The sequence below is a fragment of the Promicromonospora xylanilytica genome (assembly GCF_054782895.1).
Genome location: NZ_BAAGRP010000004.1, coordinates 1 through 20,614, shown reverse-complemented (window position 1 = coordinate 20,614; position 20,614 = coordinate 1). Strand labels below are relative to the sequence as shown.

The 20,614-nt window shown below is 71.0% G+C and carries 16 protein-coding genes; 11 read left to right on the top strand and 5 right to left on the bottom strand.

The genetic code is table 11. The features are described 5' to 3' along the window. Positions 1-92 precede the first annotated feature (92 nt). The 4 genes from ACYVK7_RS05015 to ACYVK7_RS05000 all read left to right on the top strand — a co-directional run bounded on the left by ACYVK7_RS05015 (position 93) and on the right by ACYVK7_RS05000 (position 5,429). Entirely contained in the window at positions 93-1,817 is a 1,725-nt protein-coding gene (locus ACYVK7_RS05015; RefSeq protein WP_460886586.1) for a sensor histidine kinase, read from the top strand. Next, entirely contained in the window at positions 1,814-2,506 is a 693-nt protein-coding gene (locus tag ACYVK7_RS05010) for a response regulator (RefSeq protein WP_460886585.1), read from the top strand. Before ACYVK7_RS05015 ends, ACYVK7_RS05010 begins: the two co-directional genes overlap by 4 nt. A gap of 156 nt (positions 2,507-2,662) precedes the next feature. Continuing rightward, a complete protein-coding gene (locus ACYVK7_RS05005) occupies positions 2,663-3,769 on the top strand; it encodes a flavin-containing monooxygenase (RefSeq protein WP_460886584.1) in 1,107 nt (368 codons plus the stop codon). A 31-nt stretch (positions 3,770-3,800) separates the two neighbouring features. Continuing rightward, the gene (locus ACYVK7_RS05000) at positions 3,801-5,429 is read left to right on the top strand and encodes a helix-turn-helix transcriptional regulator (protein ID WP_460886583.1); all 1,629 of its coding nucleotides are present in this window, start codon (positions 3,801-3,803) and stop codon (positions 5,427-5,429) included. Between the two features lie 76 nt (positions 5,430-5,505). Here the strand turns inward: ACYVK7_RS05000 and ACYVK7_RS04995 are convergent, their stop codons facing one another. Further along, positions 5,506-6,792 (bottom strand): APC family permease, encoded by a 1,287-nt coding sequence (locus ACYVK7_RS04995; RefSeq protein ID WP_460886582.1) that lies wholly within the window; start codon positions 6,790-6,792, stop codon positions 5,506-5,508. Between the two features lie 122 nt (positions 6,793-6,914). On the opposite strand from ACYVK7_RS04995, the gene ACYVK7_RS04990 reads away from it, so the two are divergent. The 5 genes from ACYVK7_RS04990 (at position 6,915) to ACYVK7_RS04970 (ending at position 15,537) form a co-directional block, all read left to right on the top strand. Continuing rightward, on the top strand, positions 6,915-7,376 hold the full coding sequence (locus ACYVK7_RS04990) for an Lrp/AsnC family transcriptional regulator (protein ID WP_460886581.1): 462 nt from the start codon (positions 6,915-6,917) through the stop codon (positions 7,374-7,376). A gap of 305 nt (positions 7,377-7,681) precedes the next feature. Continuing rightward, positions 7,682-10,678 (top strand): family 16 glycoside hydrolase, encoded by a 2,997-nt coding sequence (locus ACYVK7_RS04985; RefSeq protein WP_460886580.1) that lies wholly within the window; start codon positions 7,682-7,684, stop codon positions 10,676-10,678. A gap of 188 nt (positions 10,679-10,866) precedes the next feature. Beyond that, positions 10,867-12,045: an NUDIX domain-containing protein gene (locus ACYVK7_RS04980; RefSeq protein WP_460886579.1), complete on the top strand. Its 1,179-nt coding sequence runs from the start codon at positions 10,867-10,869 to the stop codon at positions 12,043-12,045. Positions 12,046-12,133: 88 nt separating this feature from the next. Then, on the top strand, positions 12,134-12,928 hold the full coding sequence (locus tag ACYVK7_RS04975) for an ABC transporter ATP-binding protein (protein ID WP_460886578.1): 795 nt from the start codon (positions 12,134-12,136) through the stop codon (positions 12,926-12,928). Further along, complete coding sequence (locus ACYVK7_RS04970; protein ID WP_460886577.1) at positions 12,928-15,537, top strand: FtsX-like permease family protein; 2,610 nt, start codon at positions 12,928-12,930, stop codon at positions 15,535-15,537. The genes ACYVK7_RS04975 and ACYVK7_RS04970 overlap by 1 nt, the downstream gene beginning before the upstream one ends. Before the next feature lie 66 nt (positions 15,538-15,603). Here ACYVK7_RS04970 and ACYVK7_RS04965 read toward each other — a convergent pair whose 3' ends face one another. From ACYVK7_RS04965 to ACYVK7_RS04955, 3 genes are read right to left on the bottom strand one after another with little or no spacing between them, the layout of a single operon-like run. Continuing rightward, positions 15,604-16,263, bottom strand: a complete 660-nt coding sequence (locus ACYVK7_RS04965; protein WP_460886576.1) for a response regulator — start codon at positions 16,261-16,263, stop codon at positions 15,604-15,606. Next, positions 16,260-17,429 (bottom strand): sensor histidine kinase, encoded by a 1,170-nt coding sequence (locus ACYVK7_RS04960; protein WP_460886575.1) that lies wholly within the window; start codon positions 17,427-17,429, stop codon positions 16,260-16,262. Before ACYVK7_RS04960 ends, ACYVK7_RS04965 begins: the two co-directional genes overlap by 4 nt. After that, positions 17,426-18,259, bottom strand: coding sequence for a lysostaphin resistance A-like protein (locus tag ACYVK7_RS04955; RefSeq protein ID WP_460886574.1), 834 nt, complete (start codon positions 18,257-18,259; stop codon positions 17,426-17,428). The genes ACYVK7_RS04960 and ACYVK7_RS04955 overlap by 4 nt, the downstream gene beginning before the upstream one ends. Before the next feature lie 134 nt (positions 18,260-18,393). Between ACYVK7_RS04955 and ACYVK7_RS04950 the strand changes: the two genes are divergently transcribed. Next, entirely contained in the window at positions 18,394-18,984 is a 591-nt protein-coding gene (locus tag ACYVK7_RS04950; RefSeq protein WP_460886573.1) for a uracil-DNA glycosylase family protein, read from the top strand. A gap of 27 nt (positions 18,985-19,011) precedes the next feature. Here the strand turns inward: ACYVK7_RS04950 and ACYVK7_RS04945 are convergent, their stop codons facing one another. Next, positions 19,012-19,323, bottom strand: a complete 312-nt coding sequence (locus tag ACYVK7_RS04945) for a hypothetical protein (RefSeq protein WP_460886572.1) — start codon at positions 19,321-19,323, stop codon at positions 19,012-19,014. A 354-nt stretch (positions 19,324-19,677) separates the two neighbouring features. On the opposite strand from ACYVK7_RS04945, the gene ACYVK7_RS04940 reads away from it, so the two are divergent. Next, entirely contained in the window at positions 19,678-20,271 is a 594-nt protein-coding gene (locus ACYVK7_RS04940) for a hypothetical protein (protein ID WP_460886571.1), read from the top strand. The last annotated feature ends 343 nt before the right edge of the window (positions 20,272-20,614 follow it).

The following is a 20,614-nucleotide window of genomic DNA, read 5'->3' as shown; positions in this document are numbered from 1 at the left end:
GTCGGTGCTACGGGGCAGCTCTGCCCCGGCGTCATCGTCACAGGTGCTCGCGAGGCGCGTCATCATTGGGTAACCAAAGGAGGTTGTGAAACTTGCGGTCACGCGGTCCCTACGCCCGGCAGCCTGCCCGGCGGCCCACCCGGCACCTCACGCTCGCCGGGCAGGTGCTGGCGCTGCAGCTCGCGGTGCTGCTCCTGGTCGTCGCGGCGGCCGCCGTGGTCTTCCTCGGGCAGGCCGACGCCGCGTTCCGGGACGACCGTGCCGACCGGCTCGAGGTGGCGGCCGAGGGGCTGGCCGGCATCCCGGCCGTGCAGTCGACGCTCACCGAGGACACGCCTGACACCCTGGCCCTCGCGTACTACCTGCAGACCCGTGCGGCGTACGTCGACGCGGGGAACGCCTACCTCACCGACGTCGACGGACGCATCCTCGCTGCCACCGACCCGACGCGGACGGGGGAACGGATCGAGCTGCCCGACGACGCCGCCACACGTGCAGGCAGCGGTGACGTCACGGACGTCGCGGGCCGTTCGATCGCCGCGTGGGTACCCGTCTACGGCGGCAGCGACCGCGTGCCCGAACCGAGCGCCCCGCAGCCCGTCGCCGTCGTCGTCCTGGCCGACCCGTACCCGCCGCTGGCCGAGCGGCTCTCGAGCGCCGGTCGCGACGTGCTCGTGGTGCTCGGCATCGGCACCGCGCTCGCGGCCGCAGGGTCGTGGCTGCTCGCCCGCCTGGTCAAGCGCCGCACGCGAGGCCTGGAGCCGGCACAGATCGCGGCGCTCGCGGACCACCGTGAGGGGGTGCTGCGGTCGATCCGTGAGGGGGTCGTCGTCGTGGGTGACGACGGCCGCGTGAGCCTGGTGAGCGACAGCGCCCACGAGCTGCTGGGACTGCCCGTCGACGCCCCTGGCCCCACTGGTCGCCGGCTGGAGGACCTGGGCCTCGGCCCCGCCGTCCTGGACCTGCTGCGCGGTACGCACGAGGTGCACGACGCCGTGCTCGTCGCGGGAGACACGGTTCTGGTGCTCAACCGTCGCCGGGTGCTGCACGACGGCCGCCCTGCCGGCACGGTGACCACGCTGCGCGACCGTACCGAGCTGCTGGCGCTGCAGAGCGAGCTGCACGCGCGCGAGAGCGTCACCGAGACGCTGCGAGCGCAGACGCACGAGTTCAGCAACCAGCTGCACACCGTCTCCGGGCTCATCGAGCTGGGGGAGTACGACGAGGTGGGCCGCTTCGTCGACCGGCTCACGCGACGGCGCGCGGACCTCAGCGACGTCGTCACGGCACGGGTCGCCGACCCGGCGGTGGCCGCCCTGCTCATCGCCAAGGCAACCCTCGCGGACGAGCGCCACGTGGAGCTCCTCGTCGACCCGGGCAGCGCGCTGCCGCGTCTCGACCCGGACCTCTCCGCGGACGTCGGCACCGTGCTCGGCAACCTCGTCGACAACGCGGTCGACGCCGCGGCGTCGGTTGCCGGGTCGTCTGCGAGGCCCGACGTGGCCGGCGGCGCCCGCCCGGCGCGGGCGCGCGTGCGGCTCGCGGTCTCCGGCCCCCGGGAGGACGTCGTCGTCGAGGTCGCCGACAGCGGGCCCGGGGTGGCACCCGACCAGGTGGACGCGATCTTCCGGCGGGGCTGGAGCACCAAGCCCGCCGGGACGGCCGGCCGGGGCGTCGGGCTCGCCCTCGTGCACGTACTGACGCAGCGACGCGGGGGCGGCGTCACGGTGCGAGATGATGACTCGTTGGGCGGCGCGGCGTTCACCGCCCGGCTGCCGCAGGGCATCGTGACGGACGAAGGGGGCCGACCGCAGTGAGCCTGGACGTGCTCGTGGTGGACGACGACTTCATGGTCGCGTCGATCCACCGACGCTTCGTGGACCGGGTGCCGGGTTTCCGCGTGGTCGGTGAGGTGCACACCGGCGCCGACGCGCTCGCGACCGTCGACCGGCTGCGGCCCGACCTCGTCCTGCTGGACGTGCACCTGCCCGACATGAGCGGCATCGAGGTGCTGCGCCGGCTGCGGGCGGCGGGACAGGACGTCGGCGTCGTGATCATCACCGCGGCCCGGGAGGCTGACACCGTCCGCGCCGCCGCCGCGGGCGGGGCGGCGCACTACCTCGTCAAGCCGTTCGCGTCGGAGGACCTGGCTGCCCGGCTGGAGGAGTTCCGCCGCACCCGCAAGGCCCTCGACGGCCTGGGGGACGTCGATGTCGGCCAGGAGGACCTCCAGGCCGACATCGACGCCGTCTTCGCGCGCTCACCGACGGGCGCGGGACCGCGCGCCCCGCTGCCGAAAGGGCTCAGCCTGGAGACGGCCGACGCGGTGCTGGCCGCGCTCGCAAACGGTAGCGAGCTCAGCGCCACGGAGTGCGCGGACGCCGTGGGCGTCAGCCGGGTGAGCGCGCGCCGCTACCTGGAGCACTTCGCGACGACGGGCCGCGCCGCGGTGCGGCTCAACTACGGGACCGCGGGGCGGCCCGAGAGGCGCTACCGGCTCAGCTGAGAGACGTCGCGAGCATCTCCCCGCGGGGGAGTCGCAGACCGGTCCGCGGCATGGGTCGACCCACCCATGCGGCACGAACCGGTTGGGCATTTTGCCCGACGCGGTGAGCGCTGCGCTCCTCCTAGCGTCGACGCATCACTGGCAGCGGGAGGAACCATGTCAACCGAACACATCGAGACCGTGATCATCGGAGCCGGCCAGGCCGGTCTGTCCACGGCGTACCACCTGACCAGGCTGGGCCGCGACTGCGTCGTCCTCGACAGCAATGCCCGGATCGGCGACAACTGGCGCCGGCACTGGGACACTCTGCGGCTCTACAGCCCAGCGAAGTACGACGGGCTTCCCGGTGCCCCCTTCCCGGCCGCACCCTGGACGTTCCCCCAGAAGGACGAGGTCGCCGCCTTCCTCGAGAGCTACGCCCTGAAGTTCGACCTTCCGGTGCGTATGAGCACGCGGGTCGACGCCCTGGAACAGCGACCAGACGGCAGCTTCGGGGTGAGCATCGGCGACACCATGATCACGTGCGACAACGTGGTCGTGGCGACCGGCACGTTCGGGCAGGCGCCGTATGTCCCGGAGTTCGCCCGACAGCTCGACCCAAGTGTCCGGCAGCTGCACTCGAGCGATTACCACCGGCCCGCCGACCTCCAGCCCGGACCGGTCCTGGTGGTGGGCGCCTCGCACTCCGGTACCGACATCGCTTACGAGGCAGCCCGCACGCACCCGGTCACGCTGTGCGGAAGGGACCCCGGACAGCTCCCGTTCCGGCCCGAGCAGCGTCGTGCGAGGTTCTTCTTCCCCGTGGTCGTCTTCGTGTGGCGGCACGTCCTCACCCGGCGCACGCCGGTGGGACGCAAGGTGTTCCACGAGGTGCGGTCGCACGGGGGCCCGATGGTCCGGGTCCACCGCGAGGACCTCACGGCGCGCGGCGTCGAGCGGAACACGACCCGCATGGTGGGAGCTCAGGGCGGCATGCCGTTGCTCGAGGACGGCACCGTCGTGCCTGCCTCCAACGTCGTCTGGGCAACCGGCTTCCGCCAGACCTTCGACTGGATCAAGCTCCCGGTGGCCGGCGAGGACGGCTGGCCCGTCGAGATGCGGGGTGTCGTCGACCACGTGCCCGGGCTCTACTTCTGCGGCCTTGCGTTCCAGTACGCGTTCAGCTCGATGGTCTTCCCCGGCATCGGGAGGGACGCGCAGTACCTGGCGCACCGGATCGGCGACCGGGTGAACGCGTCGAGAAGGGAGCACCAGGCCGCCTGACCGCCCTATGCTCACGAAGAGGTGAGGCTTCGTGAACGACGTCGACGAACTGGTGCGAGCGCGTGAGGCCTTCGACCGCCGCGACTGGGTCGCCGCGTACGAAGGCCTCTCGGCGGCCGGGAATGACGCGCTCCTGGCCGCCGACTTCGCCGACCTGGCCACCGCCGCCTTCCTCGTCGGCCGGCACAACGACTGCATACAGGCCCTCCAGCGGGCGCATCTGGCCCACCTCGACGCCGGCGACCTGCGAGCCGCGGTCCGGTCCGCCTTCTGGCTGGGGATGACGATGATGGACAGCGGCGAGCGTGCGGTAGCGAGCGGCTGGATCTCGCGTGCGGAGCGGCTTCTCGAGGCCTTCGAGCAGGACACCGTCGAGCACGGGTACATCCTCTTCTTCCGGATGCTCGGCCACGTGCTCGCCGGTGACCCGGTCACCGGACTCGACGAGGCCACCACCCTCACGTCGTACGGCAGGCGCTTCGGTGACGGCGACCTGCTCGCGGCCGGCCTGATGGCGCAGGGGCGCTGCCTGCTCTACCTCGGCCGGGTGCCAGAAGGCGTGCGCCTCCTCGACGAAGCCATGGTCGGCGTCACCACCGGCGAGGTGTCGCCCATCTTCGCCGGACACACCTACTGCTCGCTGATCGAGGCCTGTCAGGAGATCTCGGACTTCGACCGGGTCGCTCAATGGACGACGGCGCTGACCACATGGTGCGGCGCCCAGGTGGGACTCGTGCCGTTCACCGGTCAGTGTGCGCTCCACCGCGGCCAGGTGATGCGGGTCCGGGGCGCCTTCGAGCAGGCGATCACCGAGCTCGACCGCGCGGCCGCGCGCTACGCCGTGGCAGGCATGCCGGCCGCAGCCGGCTCGGCACTCGCGGAACGGGGAGACCTGCTGCGCATCCGCGGCGAGTACGACGCAGCCGAGAAGGCGTTCGAGCAGGCAATCGGCCTGGGCCACGATCCGCAACCCGCGCACGCCCTGCTCTCCCTCGCCCGCGGCCGGACCAGCGGGGCCTGCGCCGCCGTACGCCGGGTGCTCGGCGAGCCACGCGATCCCATCCACCGTTCGCGGCTCCTGCCTGGCGCGATCGACGTACTCCTCGCCGGGAACGACCTCGCCGCGGTACGCCCCCTCGTCGCCGAGCTGGAGACGGTCGGAGAAGCCTTCGACTCGAGCTCGCTCAGGGCGATGGCCGGCTATGCCGCCGGGGCACTGGCCCTCGCCGAGGACCGACCCGACGACGCGCTCGGAACGCTACGCACGGCGCTGCGGAGATGGCAGGAGCTGGGCTGGCCCTACGAGGCCGCCCGAACACGTGTCCTCGTGGGTCGCTCGCTGCGCGAGCTGGGCGACGAGGAGTCCGCGGCCGCCGAGCTCGCGGCCTCGGCCCGGGCGCTCGCGGCGCTCGGCGCTACGCCGGCGGCGCAGGAGGTGGACCGGCTGCTGCCCCCGGGCCACCTGCCAGGCGGCCTCACCGCTCGCGAGGCCGAGGTGCTCCGGCTGGTCGCCGCCGGCAGGTCCAACGCGGAGATCGCCGGGACCCTCTTCCTGAGCGAGAAGACCGTCGCGCGGCACCTGAGCAACATCTTCACCAAGCTGAACGTTCCGTCTCGGACGGCCGCCGCCGCGTACGCCTTTGACCACGGGCTCAGCTGACGTCGAAGCGTGCCGGACCCGACCTGGTCGTCCCCGGTCGTCGCGGCCACCGTGGCACCTGTCGCGGCGAGCGCCCTCATCGCCCAGTATCCGTCCGGCTCGGCTCCAGACGCCCAGCTCCCGGCCGCACCACCAGCGCCGCGCCACCCACCACGGCGGGGACGACCAGCAGCGGCCCGCAGAAGACGAGCAGGACGCCGAGGAACGCCGAGGCCACGACGGCCGTCCGTCGTTGCCGACCCCGCAGGAGCCGCGTGCCGGCGAGGGCGCCGACCAGAGAGACGGCGGCGAGCAGCGCGGAGGTGGCGCGGACCAGGGCGTCGAGCGTGATGACGCCGCTGAGCACAGGCACCGCGAGGAGCAGGCAGCACCCGGCGAGGAACGCGAGGCTTCGGCGTGGCTCGCGTCCTGGTATCGCCCCACCCACGAGCCAGCGCGGCAGTGACCGGTCCCGTCCGAGGGCGGCACCCAGGCGGGCGCCACTGGCGAGGTAGGCGTTGATCGCTCCGAACGTCAGCAGCAGGGCGGCGACCGTGGCCAGCGCCGTGCCGGTCGGGCCGAATGCCCGCTGCAGCAGGACGAGCAACGGTGCCGGCGTGCTGCCGGCTGCCGGTCCGAGCACGCCGATGGTGACCACCGCCAGCCCGAGGTAGAGCACGATCACGAGGCCCAGGGCGAGCGCCGTGGCGCGACGCAGCCCTCTGCCCGGGTCCGTGAATTCGGCGGAGAGGTGGGTGGCTGCCTCCCACCCGGCGAACGCGAAGAACAGGACGGTCGACGCGGTGGCAACGCTGGCCGGGCCGCTGGGCGCGAAGGGCGTGAACGCCTCGGCGTGGACACCGCCGAGCGAGACCGTGACGGTGACGACCAGGAGGGTCACCATCACGGCGGCGGTCAGTACCTGCGCTCGGCCGGTCGCGTGGAGGCCGACCGCGTTGAGGGCGAACGACGTGGCGAGCAGGCCGAGGCCGACGCCCAGGGCGACGTCGGGGCCCGCGCCGAGAGCCGCCGCGATGTAGTGCCCTCCCATCAGCGCGGCGGCCATGACGCCGAGCGGCACCGCCGCGAGGAACCACCAGCTGACCGGGGAGGCGACCCGCGGGCCGAACGCCCCGGTGGCGAAGTGCGCGACTCCTCCTCCGTCGGGATGCGCGCCCCCGAGCGCCGCGAAGGTTGCCGCGACCGGGACGCTGGCGCCGAGCAGCAGGGCCCACGCCACCAGCGAGGCGGGCCCGGCGGCGTCGGCGGCGAGCGCGGGCAGGGAGAGGGCGCCCGGTCCGAGGACGGCTCCGAGGAGCATCACCGCCCCGGTGAGGGCGCCGAGCCCCTGGTCGCGACGGCTACTCGTCACGAGCTTCTTCATGTCCAGCCTTTCATGCTGTTCGCCGATCAAATAGCTAGTAAGCCTCGGTGAGCGTAAACAGATGCACAGCAGTAGAGGGCCAAATATGAACTTCATTCGGCACGATGGCTAGACTCGCCGTCATGGACGAACTTGATTCGGCGATCGTGCAGGAACTGCAGCGTGATGCGCGGCAGACCAACCGAGAGCTGGCTCGCCGGCTCGGCATCGCGCCGTCGACCTGCCTGGAGCGGGTGCGTCTGCTCAGGGCGCGTGACGTGATCCGGGGCTATCACGCCGAGATCAACCCGTCGGCCCTCAACCGCGAGGTCGAGGCGTTCATCTCGACGCGGCTGAGGCCCCTCAAGCGCGAGGTGATCGACTCCTTCAAGGCAGCGCTCATCAAGCTGCCCGAGGTGGTCGCCGTCTACGTCGTCGCCGGTGACGAGGACTTTCTCGTCCACGTGACCGCACAGGACCTCGACCACCTGCACGCTTTTCTCATCGACCGCCTCAGCCAGCGACGCGAGGTGGTCAGCTTCCGCAGCCAGATCGTCTATCGAAGCCTGCAGAAGCAGGTGCACGAGCGGCTCGACGACGTCTGACCGCCCGGCCGGGGCAGGCCGCTCCACGGCGAGGGCAAGCCGTCGCCCCGGCCAAGGCAACATGTGGCAACTCGTTGTCCCGCAACACCCCGGAACGCAAAATGTCCGATCAGGTGCATCCCGACGGTGCCCAGGCGAGTCCCAGGCAAGCAATGTCCTCAATGGAGAGGCAGCTGATGGAACACAGACCGACCGAACCCGTCATCGCAGGCGCAGCACGACACGGACGCGGCGCACGCAGTCCCGGAGATCCGTCCCGGAACCCCAGAACGTCCCGGAGCCGCGGCTCCCGGAGGTTCGCCGCGATGCTCGCCACGCTCGCGCTGCCGCTCACCGCGCTGACCGCGCTCCCTGCACAGGCGTCCGCGAGCGCCGACGACATCAGGCCCCAGGAACCCGGCGTCACGCTGCGCGTGTTCGACGTCCAGGTCCCGCTCGACGACTACTGCACGCTGAAGCCGGGCCAGACCCCGAACATCGACAAGCTGATGCCGACGATCGACTGGGCGACGACGGAGGACTTCGGCATCCCGGACCGGTTCGTCACCGAGGTCACCGGCTACCTGAACGTCCCCGAGGACGGTACGTACGACTTCCGGCTGACGAGCGACGACGGCGCGCGGCTGCTGCTCGACGACACACTGGTGGTCGACCACCCCGGCAAGCACGGGGCGACGCCCAAGGAGGGGTCGGCCGAGCTCGCGACCGGTTACCGCGCCCTGCGCATCGACCACTTCGACGGCGACTTCGACCAGCGGCTGAAGCTGGAGTGGCGCCCGCCGGGTGCTACCGACTTCTCCCTGGTGCCGAACTCGGTGCTGAGCACCGACGCCGACGTCACGCGCGTCACCTCGCCGGGGCGCAAGTCCTGCGAGGGGGTCACGGAGTCCCCGGGCGACGGGCTGCCCCTGACCGAGGTGCACCCGGACTACACGCTGACCGACCTGCGCCCGGAGGGCTTCGAGCCGCAGGTCACCGGGATGGACTGGCTGCCGGACGGCAGGATGGCCATCTCGACGTGGGGCGGCGACCGCGAGACGGTGCTCGGCGAGGTGTACCTGGTCGAGAACGTGACGGGCGACGGCGGCGCGGCGGACGTGGAGTACACGAAGATCGCCGAGGAGCTCGAGGAACCGATGGGCCTCAAGGTCGTCGACGGCAGCATCTACGTGTCCGAGAAGCACGGCCTGACCGAGCTGGTGGACACCGACGGCGACGAGGTGACCGACGAGTACCGCTCGATCGCGTCCTGGCCGTTCGGCGGCAACTATCACGAGTTCGCGTTCGGCCTGCTGTACGAGAAGGGGCACTTCTACGTCACCACGGGGATCGCGATGGTCCCCGGCGGCGCGACCCGCGACCCGCAGCTCGTCGAGAACCGCGGCTCGGTGATGAAGATCAACAAGAGGTCGGGTGAGGTGGAGTACATCGCCGGCGGCCTGCGCACCCCGAACGGCATCGGCTGGGGAGCCGACGGCGGCATGTACGTCACCGACAACCAGGGCATGCACGTGCCGACGTCGAAGCTGGTGCGCGTCGAGGAGGGCGCGTTCTACAACCACTACACGAACCCGGACGGTCCGTACGACGACCAGCCGGTGACCGAGCCCGTGCTGTGGATGCCCCACAGCGAGATCTCCAACTCGCCGAGCAACCCCGTGACGCTGACCGACGGCGTGTTCGCCGGGCAGCTCGCGATCGGGGACGTGACCTACGGCGGCCTGCAGCGTGCCTACCTCGAAGAGGTCGCGGGCCAGGAGCAGGGCGCGGTGTTCCGCATGACGCAGGGGCTCGAGTCCGGCGTCAGCAGGACCAGCGTCGGCCCGGACGGCTCGATCTACGTGGGCGGCATCGGCTGGTCGGGCAACTGGGGCCAGGCGGGCAAGCTCGGCTACGGCCTGCAGAAGCTCACGTTCGACGAGAGCCGCGCGTTCGACATGCTCGAGATGCGTGCCGTCGACGGCGGGTTCGAGATCGAGTACACGCAGCCCCTGTCGGACGAGACCGTGCAGGACCTCGCGGCGAAGTACTCCGCTGCGCAGTGGCGCTACGTGTCGACGCCGCAGTACGGCGGCCCGAAGGTCGACGAGGAGGACCTCGAGGTCACCTCGGCGACACTGTCCGACGACCGGAAGACGGTGACCCTGATGATCGACGGGCTCAAGCCCGGACACGTCGTCAACGTGCACTCGCCGCGCCCGTTCGCGTCCCAGAGCGGTGCGGAGCTGTGGAGCACCGAGGCCTGGTACACGCTCAACCGCCTGCCCGACGGGTCGGAGCCTCCGCCCGTCTACGAGGCGGAGGCCGCCGACCTGTCCGGCGGCGCGGGCTGGAACACCAACCACGCCGGGTACTCGGGCGCGGGCTTCGTCGACCGCAACTGGGAGCCGGGTTCTCGCACGACGTTCGCGGTCGAGACCGACAAGGCCGGCAAGCACGACCTCGCGCTGCGCTACGCGAGCGGGCAGAACTCCGACCCGAGCCCCCAGGCCCGGTCGATGAGCCTGTACGTCAACGGGGAGAAGCAGAAGCAGGTCTGGCTCGACAGCACGGTGAGCTGGTCCCGCTGGGCCACGCAGGTCGAGACCGTGCGGCTCAAGAAGGGCGCGAACTCCATCGCGCACGTCTACGAGTCCGACGACGTGGGGCACGTGAACCTCGACAACCTCACGGTCACGCCGACCAAGCGCATCACGCTCTTCGACGGCGGCGACCTGGACGCGTGGGAGAAGGTGAGCGGTGGTCCCGCGACCTGGCCCGTCGAGAACGGCTCGATGGAGTCCTTCGGCGACGACATCCGGACCAAGGAGAAGTTCGGGGACTTCCGGATGCACGCCCAGTGGTACCAGCCGGAGCACGCGCCCGACGTCACGGGTCAGTCGCGCGGCAACAGCGGGTTCTACATCCAGGAACGCTACGAGGTCCAGGTGCTCGAGTCCTTCGGCATCGACCCGCCCGCGACGAACGACGCGGGTGCGATCTACCTCAAGAAGGCGCCGGACGTGAACGCCGCCACCCCGATGGGCACGTGGCAGACCTACGACATCCGGTTCCGCGCGGCCCGGTTCGACAGCGACGGCACCAAGGTGGAGGACGCGCGCCTCACGCTCTGGTGGAACGGGCAGCTCGTGCACGACGACGTGCCGATCGACGGCAAGACGGGCAACGGCAAGGCTGAGGGGCCGACGCCGGGCCACATCCGCCTCCAGGACCACGGAGACCCCGGCCTCAACCCGAGGTTCCGCGACGTCTGGATCGAACGGCTCACCGAGGAGCAGAGCCAGGAGACGGAGGACCTGTGAACCTGAGGGCGCGCTGACCCGTCAGCCACCCGACCACGTGCCCGCCTCTTTCCCGCAGCCAGCGGGAAGGAGGCGGGCACGTGCCGTGTGGCGGGCCGAAGCGCGGCCCGGCCCACCAGCGGGGGAGTGCGACGCGAATTCACGGTAACGAATAGGTCCGTTTGCCCGCGTGGCAGATGATGTCTGCCGTGGACCCCATCGCCGACGCCGCCGCCCTGGTCGCCGACCGCTACCCACACGCCCGGTGGGCGCTGCTGGCCGGCAGCGTGCTAGACCCGGGCGTCCGGACAGCGGGGTCGGACCTCGACATCGTGGTCTGCGTGCCCGACGACGCCGTCGGCCACCGCGACTCGGTGCGCTGGCGGGGCTGGCCGGTGGAGCTGTTCGTCAACACCGAGGACGGTCACCGCTGGTTCCTCGCGCAGGAGATGGCCCGGCGCAAGCCGACGCTGGTACGGATGATCGCCACGGGCGTCCCTGTCACGGGTCAGGACGACGTCGCCGGGCTCAAGGCGGAGTGCCGGAAGATGCTCGACGCCGGCCCCGGACCGGCGTCGGACAGCGCGCTGGAGGACGCCCGCTACGGCGTGACGGACCTGCTGGACGACCTCGCGTACGCGCGCGACGGCGGCGAGGCCGACGTGGTGCGGTCGGTGCTGTGGGAGCGCGTGGGACACCTGGCGCTCGCGGCGGCCGGCCGGTGGGACGGCGGTGGCAAGTGGCTGCTGCGCGAGCTGCGCGCCTGGGACCCGGGCTACGCTGCCCGGTGGGTGGCTGCCCGGCACGACGACGACACGATGGTCGCCGTGGCGCGCGCGACCCTGGACTCGGCGGGCGGTCCCCTGTTCGAGGGGTACCTGCGCCAGGCGCCCGTCGTCGACGAGATCCCCGCGACGTCGACCACGCCGGCGGTGGTGGTGCGCCGTACGGCGCGGGCGATCCTCCTGGACGAGGAGGGCCGGCTCGTGGTGATCAAGCGGACCGTCCGCGGCCGTGCCCCGTACTGGGTGACGCCTGGTGGAGGCGTGGAGCCCGAGGACGCGTCGGTCGAGGACGGGCTGCACCGTGAGCTCTTCGAGGAGCTCGGCGCGACGGCGAAGGTGGTCCGCCAGGTGTTCCTGACGTCCCAGCCCAAGGACGCCGGCGTCGCCGTACACCACTACTTCCTGGCGCGGGTGGTCTCGATGGACCTCACGCTGCGGTCCGGCCCGGAGCTCCAGGAGCCGGTGCGTGGCACGTACGCCGTCGAGCACGTGGACCTGCGCGACGACCGCGCGCTGGCCGACATCGCCCTGGTGCCCGCGGCGCTCAAGGCCTTCGTCCGGACCAACCGCGGCGCGCTGCTGGCCGAGGCCGCGGCCTCCTGACCCGTACGACCTGGGTATGACCGGCGTGTCGCAGAATCAGTCCGGGGCCCGACGCCGCAGGTGGGGGCCGGTCCGTAGCGTCTGCGGCATGGACACCACTGTGTATGCGCCTGGGTCGTCGTCACCCGCAGTGCGCGCGCGTTCTCTGACGAAGACGTATGGCAAGGGCGAGGCGACCGTGCGGGCGTTGGACGGTGTGGACGTGGACTTCGAGCAGGGTCGGTTCACGGCGATCATGGGCCCGTCCGGGTCGGGCAAGTCGACCCTGATGCACCTCCTGGCCGGGCTGGACTCCGCAACGGGTGGTCAGGCGTTCCTGGGGAGCACGGAGATCACCGGTCTGAACGACAAGGCTCTGACGCGGTTGCGTCGTGACCGGGTCGGGTTCGTGTTCCAGCAGTTCAACCTGTTGCCGATGTTCACCGCCGAGCAGAACATCACGCTGCCCGTCGAGCTGGCCGGCGGGAGTGTGGACCGGGCGTGGTTCGACACGCTGGTCGACACCCTCGGCCTCGCCGGTCGGCTGACGCATCGTCCGGGTGAGCTCTCGGGTGGGCAGCAGCAGCGGGTCGCGATCGCTCGTGCTCTGATCGCGCAGCCTGATGTGGTGTTCGCGGACGAGCCGACGGGGAACCTGGACTCGCGTTCGGGGGCCGAGGTCCTGTCGTTCCTGCGCCGTTCGGTCCGCGAGCTGGGTCGCACGATCATCATGGTCACCCATGACCCGTCGGCCGCCGCGTACGCCGACCGCGTCGTCCTGATCGCCGATGGTCGTATCGCCGGAGACATCAGCGACCCGACGCCCGAGTCCGCGATGGCCGGCCTGGACGCCCTGCGCACCCTCGAGCCGTCCGTCGCCACGGCTTCCGGGACGGGTGCGTGATGGCCAGCTCCTTTCCCACCGCACGCCTGACCCTGGCGCAGATGCGCCGCAGCGTCGGGCGGCTGACCGCGGCAGGTGTCGCGATCCTGATCAGCACGGCGTTCGTCACCGTGACGCTCCTCGCCGGGACAGTCATCCAGGGCACTACCTACGACATGGTCGCGGCGGAGTACGCACGGGCCGACGTCGTCGTCTCCGTCCCGCGGGACGACCCGGAGACCGAGCTGACCGAGGCAGACGTCGAGGCCGTCGCCGGTGTCGACGGCGTCGAGACGGTCCAGGAGTCCATCACCTGGTACGGCGACCTGCGTAACGGCGGCAAGGGTGGCTACCAGCTCTTCGCTCCCGTTCCCGCGGACCCGCGGCTCTCTCCGCTGGAGCTGCGGGACGGCACCTGGCCGGCGGCGGACGGTGAGGTCGCCCTGACGACGAAGGTCGCCGAGCGGCTCGAGGTCGGCCTCGGTGACGAGGTGTCCGTCAAGCGCACCATCTACCCGGAGGGCTGGGCCGAGAGCCAGGCCGAGACGCCGGTGCACGAGCTCGGCGAGCCGGAGGAGATCACCGAGAGCCTGACCGTGAGCGGTCTCACCGACGACCCGTACGGCGCCTACGCGGGCTTCGGCGGCGCGGCGGCGGTCCCGGCTGCCACGCTCCAGGCCTGGAGCGAGGACGAGGGCTTCGGCGAACCCGTCAAGCAGCTGCTCGTCGCGCTCGACGAGCCGCTGAACGGGGGCGCCGTCCCGCCCGCCCTGGACCAGGCGGTCAAGGCCGTCGTCGAAGGATCCGACGACGTGTCGGTCCAGACCGTCGCGGAGGTCGCGGCCGCTGAGACCGCCGCGCAGACCGGGGGCCAGGACCTCGTCTTCCTCGTGTTCGTCATGACGTTCGCCGCCATCGCACTGCTCATCGCGGCCATGGTCATCACCAACACGTTCCAGGTGCTCATCGCGCAGCGCACCCGCGCCCTCGCCCTCCTGCGCTGCATCGGCGCGGGGACCGGCCAGCTCTACCGCAGCGTGCTGCTCGAGGCCGCGATCCTCGGTGCCGTCGCCTCGGCGGTGGGCATCCTCACGGGTGGCCTGCTCGCCCAGGCCGCGCTGGTCATCGCGCCGAACTTCGACCTCGGCGTGCCGCTGCCCGCGACGGTCACGCTGACCTGGCAGTCCATCGTGCTGCCGCTCGTCGTCGGCACCGTCGTCACGGTCCTGGCAGCGATCGCTCCCGCCCGCTCGGCGACCCGCGTCGCACCGCTGGCCGCGCTGCGACCCTCCGACGCCCCGACGCTGCGCGCCCGCGCCGGCCGGACCCGTCTCGTGGTCTCGGTCCTCGCCCTCGTCGGCGGCTTCGCGCTGCTCGCGCTCGGCGTCTTCCTCGGGATGCGCGGCACACCGCAGTTCGGACTCATCGCGGCTGTCGGTGGTGGTGCCGTCGCGTTCTTCGGCGTCGTGCTGAGCGCGGTGCTCTGGCTGCCGCGCGTCGCGGCCGGCCTGGGCGCGCTCGTGTCCCGTACCGGACCGGCCTCCCGCCTGGCCGTCGCCAACACGCTGCGCAACCCGCGCCGCACCGCGGCGACGTCCACGGCGCTGCTCATCGGCGTCACGCTCGTCACCATGATGTCCACCGGCGCGGCCAGCGCACGGATGTCCGCGGACAGCCTGCTCGACGAGAGCTTCCCCTACGACGTCAGCGTCTCCGCCTCCTCGCCGGAGTACGTGGCCCCGCTGCGTGATGCCGTAGGGGAGACCGAGGGCGTCGCGGCAACCGCGCTGGTGACCCACGACACGGTCACGCTCGCCGGCACGGAGGACCTCGGCGTCATGGGTACCGACCCCGAGGAGCTCGCCGACGTGGTGAACGTCCCGGACGAGGCACGGCTCCTCACCGAGGGCTCGATCCTGCTGACCCAGGAAGCGGCCGACTCGCTGTCGCTCGAGGCGGGCGACGAGGCGACCGTCAAGGGTGCGGGGGGTTCGGTCGACCTGACCGTCGTCATCACGAGCTCCAGCCCGCTCAACCGGAGCATCACCACCGCCGACCTCGACCGCATCAGCGGCGACGACACGGTGACCGACACCTGGGCCAAGATCTCGGGTACGGACGCCACGGACGTGCTCGCAGACGTCCAGGACGCCGCAGGGGAGGTCGACGGCGGAGCCTTCGTCATGGGGCCCGCCGCCCAGGCCGCCCAGTTCCGGCAGGTCGTCGACGTCATCCTCGGCATCGTGGTGGGCCTGCTCGCCGTCGCCGTCGTGATCGCCCTGATCGGCGTGACCAACACGCTGTCCCTGTCCGTGATCGAACGGACCAAGGAGTCGGCCACCCTGCGGGCCATCGGCCTGAGCAAGGAACAGCTGCGCGGCATGCTCGCCGTCGAGGGCGCCCTCATCGCCGGCGTCGGCGCCATCCTCGGCATCGTGCTCGGCCTGGTCTTCGGCTGGGCCGGCGCCGCCACCGCCCTGTCCCTCATGGGCGAGGTGCGCTACGCCGTCCCGTGGACCGACATCGCGATGGTCCTGGCCATCGCGCTCGTCGCCGGGCTCCTCGCCTCGGTGCTCCCGGCACGGACCGCCGCCCGCACCTCACCCGTGGCGGCGCTCGGGGCGGAGTGACGAGCACGGCTGACGGCGGCGCCCGTGCACGGCTGGTCCGTGCACGGGCGCCGCCGTGTGTGCCGGTCAGGTCACCAGGCCGCTGCGGTAGGCGTGGACCACTGCCTGCACACGGTCGCGCAGGCCGAGCTTGGCCAGGATGCGCGACACGTACGTCTTGACGGTCTCCTGGCTGATCACGAGCGTCGCGGCGATCTCGCCGTTCGACAGCCCGTTGGCGATGAGGCGCAGCACCTCGAGCTCGCGCGGCGTCAGCGCGGACTCGGGGTCCGCGCTCTCCGGGGGCCGGATCCGGGCGGCGTACCGGCCCACGAGCTGCCGGGTCACCTCGGGCGCCAGCAGGGCCGCACCGGTCGCGACCGTACGGATGCCGTGCAGGAGCTGCCCGGCGGGGGCGTCCTTGAGCAGGAACCCGCTGGCCCCGGCACGCAGCGCCTCGTAGACGTACTCGTCGAGGTTGAACGTGGTGACCACGAGTACCTTGACGGGACGCGCCACCCCGGCGCCGGCGAGCAGCCGGGTCGCCTCGATGCCGTCGAGCACCGGCATCCGTACGTCCATCACCACGACGTCGGGGTCCAGCCGGCCGGCCAGCTCGACGGCGGCTCGCCCGTCCGCGCACTCGCCGACGACCTCGAGGTCGGGCTGGGCGTCGATGATCGTCGTGAACCCCGTGCGGATCAGCGCCTGGTCGTCACACACCAGGACCCGGACCGGCGCGCTCACGCCCGGTTCCCGGTGGGGATGCGCGCCCGGACGACGAAGGCGCCGTCCGGCCGGCGGTCCGCGCCGAACTCGCCCCCGAGCGCGTCCACCCGTTCCCGGAGCCCGACGAGCCCCCTGCCGCTCCCGGCGGCCGGACGCTGTCGGGCGCCGGCGGGTTCAGGGCTCGCGCCGGCGGTGCTGACCTCCACGGTGATCTCCCTCTCGTCGTAGCGCACACCCACCGCCGTCGGGCTGCCGTGGGCGTGCTTCAGGGCGTTCGTCAGAGCCTCCTGGACCACCCGGTGGGCGACCAGCTCGGCGCTGCCCGCCGACTCCGACGGCGCGCCCTCCTCGGTGAGCTCCACCGGTTGCCCGGCCCGACGGGTCTGCTCGACGAGCGTGCGCAGCTCCCGGAGCGACGGCGTCTGGACGGCGGTGTCGTGGCCCGGGTCGAGCAGGTCCAGGAGATGACGCAGGTCGCCGATCGCCCGCCGGCCCGTGTCCGTGACCGAGGTCAGCGTCTCGTCGAGCCGGTCCGGGGCGGCGGTCAGGTACCGGGCTGCCTCCGTCTGCACGACCATCGCCGTCACGTGGTGCGTCACCACGTCGTGCAGCTCGCGCGCGATGCGCGTTCGCTCGGCGGTGCGTGTCTCCTCGGCGACCCGGAGCCGGCGGTCGGCCTCGGCCGCCCGGGTGGAACGCAGCCACGAGCCTGCGCCCCAGGCGAGGGCCATCGCCAGGAAGAACGTCACGAACTCGTCCACCCGTTCGGCCCCGGTCAGCCGGTCGAGCGTCACGGCCAGCGCCACGTAGGCCACGGAGAGGCCGACGACGAAGAGCGGCCGCCGCTGCGCCAGGTGGGCGCCGGTGCTCACCAGGGCGATGCCCAGCGCGTTGGCGGCGAACGAGTGGTAGCCCAGGACCTGGCCGGCGGCGAAGCCGAGCGACACCAGCACGATGCACACGGCCGGCCACCGCCGGCGCACGGCCAGCGGGAGGCACTGGAGGGCGATCACGAGGACAGCCCACTCGTCGAGGGGACGGGCGGGCACCTCACCGACCTGCGTCCCGTAGTCCCGCAGCATCGGCAGGAAGGCCGCACCGGCAAGCGCCAGGGCGAGCGGCAGGTCCCGGACCGTGACATCGAGGCGGTGCCACCGGTCCAGGACCTGCTGGAGATCGATCACCGGGGGAGCGTAGCGGGCACACCCGACCGCGCGCTGCGCCGAAGGGGGACGATGTGGCCACGCCGGTGGGCCAGCCACAGGAACACGCCGGCCGCCAGCACACAGAACACCAGGGAGTACACGCTGCCCTCGGGGCCGAAGTCCCCGCCGGTGATGAGCATCGGACCGGACATCGTGGCGTCCAGCAGACCCTGCGGAGTGTTGTTGCCGGAGACCTCGGTGCTGAAGATCGCGCTCCCCGCGATGTTCCAGCCGAAGTGCAGGCCGATCGGCACCCACAGCTTGCGGGTCGCGACGTAGGCCGCCGTGAGCATGCCACCGGCCTCGATGGCGATGGCGAGCGCACCCCACAGGCTGGCGTTCGGGTTGAAGAGGTGCGAGGCGCCGAACAGCACGCTGGTGAGCGTCAGCGCGATCCAGGTGCCGGTCCAGCCCTCGATGATGCGGAACAGGACCCCGCGGAACATCAGCTCCTCCGTGACGGCGGCCGCGGCCATGAAGCCCACCAGGCCGATCGCGCCCGACGTCGTGCCGAGCCCGTTGACCGTGTAGTCACCGAGAAAGGCGATGTTCAGGATGACGGCGCCGAACAGGCCGATGCCCAGCAGCGTGCCCCAGCTGATCCCGGGGGCGGCGCTCCTCAGCTCCACCTCGACCGGCGCGCGGCGCTCGGTGCGCCGCACCACCCAGGCGTAGACGACGACGGCGAGCACGGCCGTGGCCACGCCGATGACGAGCTCCAGCCAGTGGCTGCCCTGGACCGCCATCACTGCCTGACCACCCGCGAGGGCGACCGCCATAACCGCTACGAGGTGCCACACCAGACGCACGATGACTCCCTTGTTGAGATGCCGCGGCCGGAGCGCCGCGGGCTACCCCGAACGTTATGGAGCCTGCTGTCCGGAATCGTCACCGCGGGGTGGACACTCGCAGGTAGCTCGCACGGGGGACAGACTGGGCTGCCATGGACAGCACTCTCGATCAGATCCGGGCCGAGATCACCGCGCACCGGTCCAACGCCTGGGCACGAGACCTCGGCTACGAGCCGCTCTACACCGCGGGGGCCGGCGCACGCATCGCCGTCGTCGGACAGGCGCCCGGCCGGAAGGCCCAGGAGAGCGGCGTGCCGTGGAACGACGCCAGCGGGGTGAAGCTGCGGTCCTGGCTCGGCGTCGACGACGCGCAGTTCTACGACCCGGACGTGATCGCGCTCCTCCCGATGGACTTCTACTACCCGGGCAAGGGCGCCTCCGGCGACCTGCCGCCGCGCAAGGACTTCGCCGGGCTGTGGCACCGGCGGATCCTCGCCGAGCTGCCGGACCTGCGGCTCACGATCCTGGTGGGCGGCTACGCCCAGAAGTACTACCTGGCGGGCCGGGCGAAGCCCAGCCTGACCGAGACCGTGCGGGCGTACACGGAGTACCTGCCGGCGATGATCCCGCTGGTCCATCCGTCGCCGCTCAACTTCCGCTGGCAGTCGAAGAACCCCTGGTTCGAGGAAGAGGTGGTCCCGGCGCTGCGGTCGGTGGTGGGGGAGGCGCTGGACAGGGTGTGACGCTAGGGCATGACCGGGGGCAGGCTGTCAGGCGGCAGCGTTGGAGGCAGGTCCTGGCTCGGGGTCGGGCTGGTCCTCGAACCCGCCGAGAGCGTTCTTGAGATGCCGGGCCTCGTGGGCCAGCTCGAGGATCTGCAGGCCTTTCGCCGTGGGCTGCCACCTGCCGCCGGTGTATGCCAGCACATCGTCGCCGTAGGCCTGCCGGGCAGCCATGAGGTGGTACTTGACGGTTGCGGAATCTCGTTGGATGGCGTTGGCGGCGGCTCCGTACGAGCCGTTCTCGTGCAGTGCTAGGACGGCAAGCAGGTTCTCGCTCGTCGCCCTCTTGGCGCTCCCCATCGCGGCAGTTCCTTCCCCCCAGCGGCACCGATGCGGCATGTCACAACACCGTAGGCATGTCGACCTTGGACGTCAAAGCCCGGCAAATCACCTCTTAAAGTTCACCCGTAGGTTTTCTTCCTCTGTTCGATGCTGGGTTCTTGCTGGTTGGGTACGGGTGATTTGTTGACCTCTGCCCGAAAAGTGGCGAGCCTCGCAGCAGCGCGAGGTTTTGGAGCTGCTGGGGGCTACAGTCAAGCCCGGCAAGTGGCATGCTGAGCTTAATATCCTCTCGCATGCGCTTAAGCCCGACAGTGGAGTCCGTGACGTTGTACGGTGGGGGATTTCGTGGGCGGGCAAGGATAAGGGAATCCCGTGCCCGAACTGCGCACCCGCCGTCTCCGGTGTGCTGGAACTCGGAAGAATCTCGCTCCCTGGATAGAGGTATCTATGTACAGTGACATTAACGCCGCCATTGATCGGCTGTCGAGCCGACTTGAAACGCGGTCTGATTCTGCCGCATGGGCAGGGTGTGTTTCGATCGCGTACGCATTATGGGCCAAGGCTGCCTTGTCGCAAGGCGTGTGGAGTGCCGTATCCCCCGGCGTGTCTCAGGCTATGGTTGCAGTCCAGATTCGTAGTGGAGCGCTCCACGGTACTGTTGATGCTGACCGCGAAGTTGGGAGCATCGACGGCATTGATTTGGAGCCTGACGATTCGATCGAATGGGAGTATGCTCTATCGCTTCTCTCCGCCCTGCGTGAGGCGCTTGTGCGGCCAGCAGTTGCCGACTGTTTGATCGGTGTTGCCCGAGCGTTTCTGGATTGTGTTTGGAACGTCGAATCCTCGCGATTCTTGGAATCGGCCCCAGGAGGGATCGCCGACCAGGATGTCATTGACGTGTCAGTTCGAAATTCGAGCGAGTGGAGGGCTGCGCTGGCGTTTATTGATGCGCAGTGTTCCTTGTGAGCCTCGATTCTTCGCATAGTGGGTAGCCCGGCCTGGCGGTTTCGCAGGGCCGGTCGGTTCTCGGTGAGTGAGATGCGGGCTTGACCGGGGTGGTGGGGGTCCGGTCGGGCGTGGCCCTGACCTGGGAAGATGGGAGATGTCGAGTCAACCGTCTTCGCCTGGAAGGACCACGCCCGGTGCTGCCGTCTTCCCTGATTTCTGCTGCTGAGCGCTACCGGCTCGAGACCGGGCATGTGGATGAGGTGCTGGAGGCGCGGGCCGCGACCCGACTTGGCTCACGTTTTCGGGTACTCGGTGATGGTGGGTCGGTGACCTGGGCGGATGCTCGCTGAAGTGGGCGGTG

What these genes read in the sequence shown, in the direction of transcription:
- ACYVK7_RS05005 (WP_460886584.1), top strand. Translation starts at nt 2,663, where the DNA reads ATGTCAACCGAACACATCGAGACCGTGATCATCGGAGCCGGCCAGGCC.
- ACYVK7_RS04995 (WP_460886582.1), bottom strand. Translation starts at nt 6,792, where the DNA reads ATGAAGAAGCTCGTGACGAGTAGCCGTCGCGACCAGGGGCTCGGCGCC.
- ACYVK7_RS04990 (WP_460886581.1), top strand. Translation starts at nt 6,915, where the DNA reads ATGGACGAACTTGATTCGGCGATCGTGCAGGAACTGCAGCGTGATGCG.
- ACYVK7_RS04985 (WP_460886580.1), top strand. Translation starts at nt 7,682, where the DNA reads ATGCTCGCCACGCTCGCGCTGCCGCTCACCGCGCTGACCGCGCTCCCT.
- ACYVK7_RS04975 (WP_460886578.1), top strand. Translation starts at nt 12,134, where the DNA reads ATGGACACCACTGTGTATGCGCCTGGGTCGTCGTCACCCGCAGTGCGC.
- ACYVK7_RS04970 (WP_460886577.1), top strand. Translation starts at nt 12,928, where the DNA reads ATGGCCAGCTCCTTTCCCACCGCACGCCTGACCCTGGCGCAGATGCGC.
- ACYVK7_RS04950 (WP_460886573.1), top strand. Translation starts at nt 18,394, where the DNA reads ATGGACAGCACTCTCGATCAGATCCGGGCCGAGATCACCGCGCACCGG.
- ACYVK7_RS04945 (WP_460886572.1), bottom strand. Translation starts at nt 19,323, where the DNA reads ATGGGGAGCGCCAAGAGGGCGACGAGCGAGAACCTGCTTGCCGTCCTA.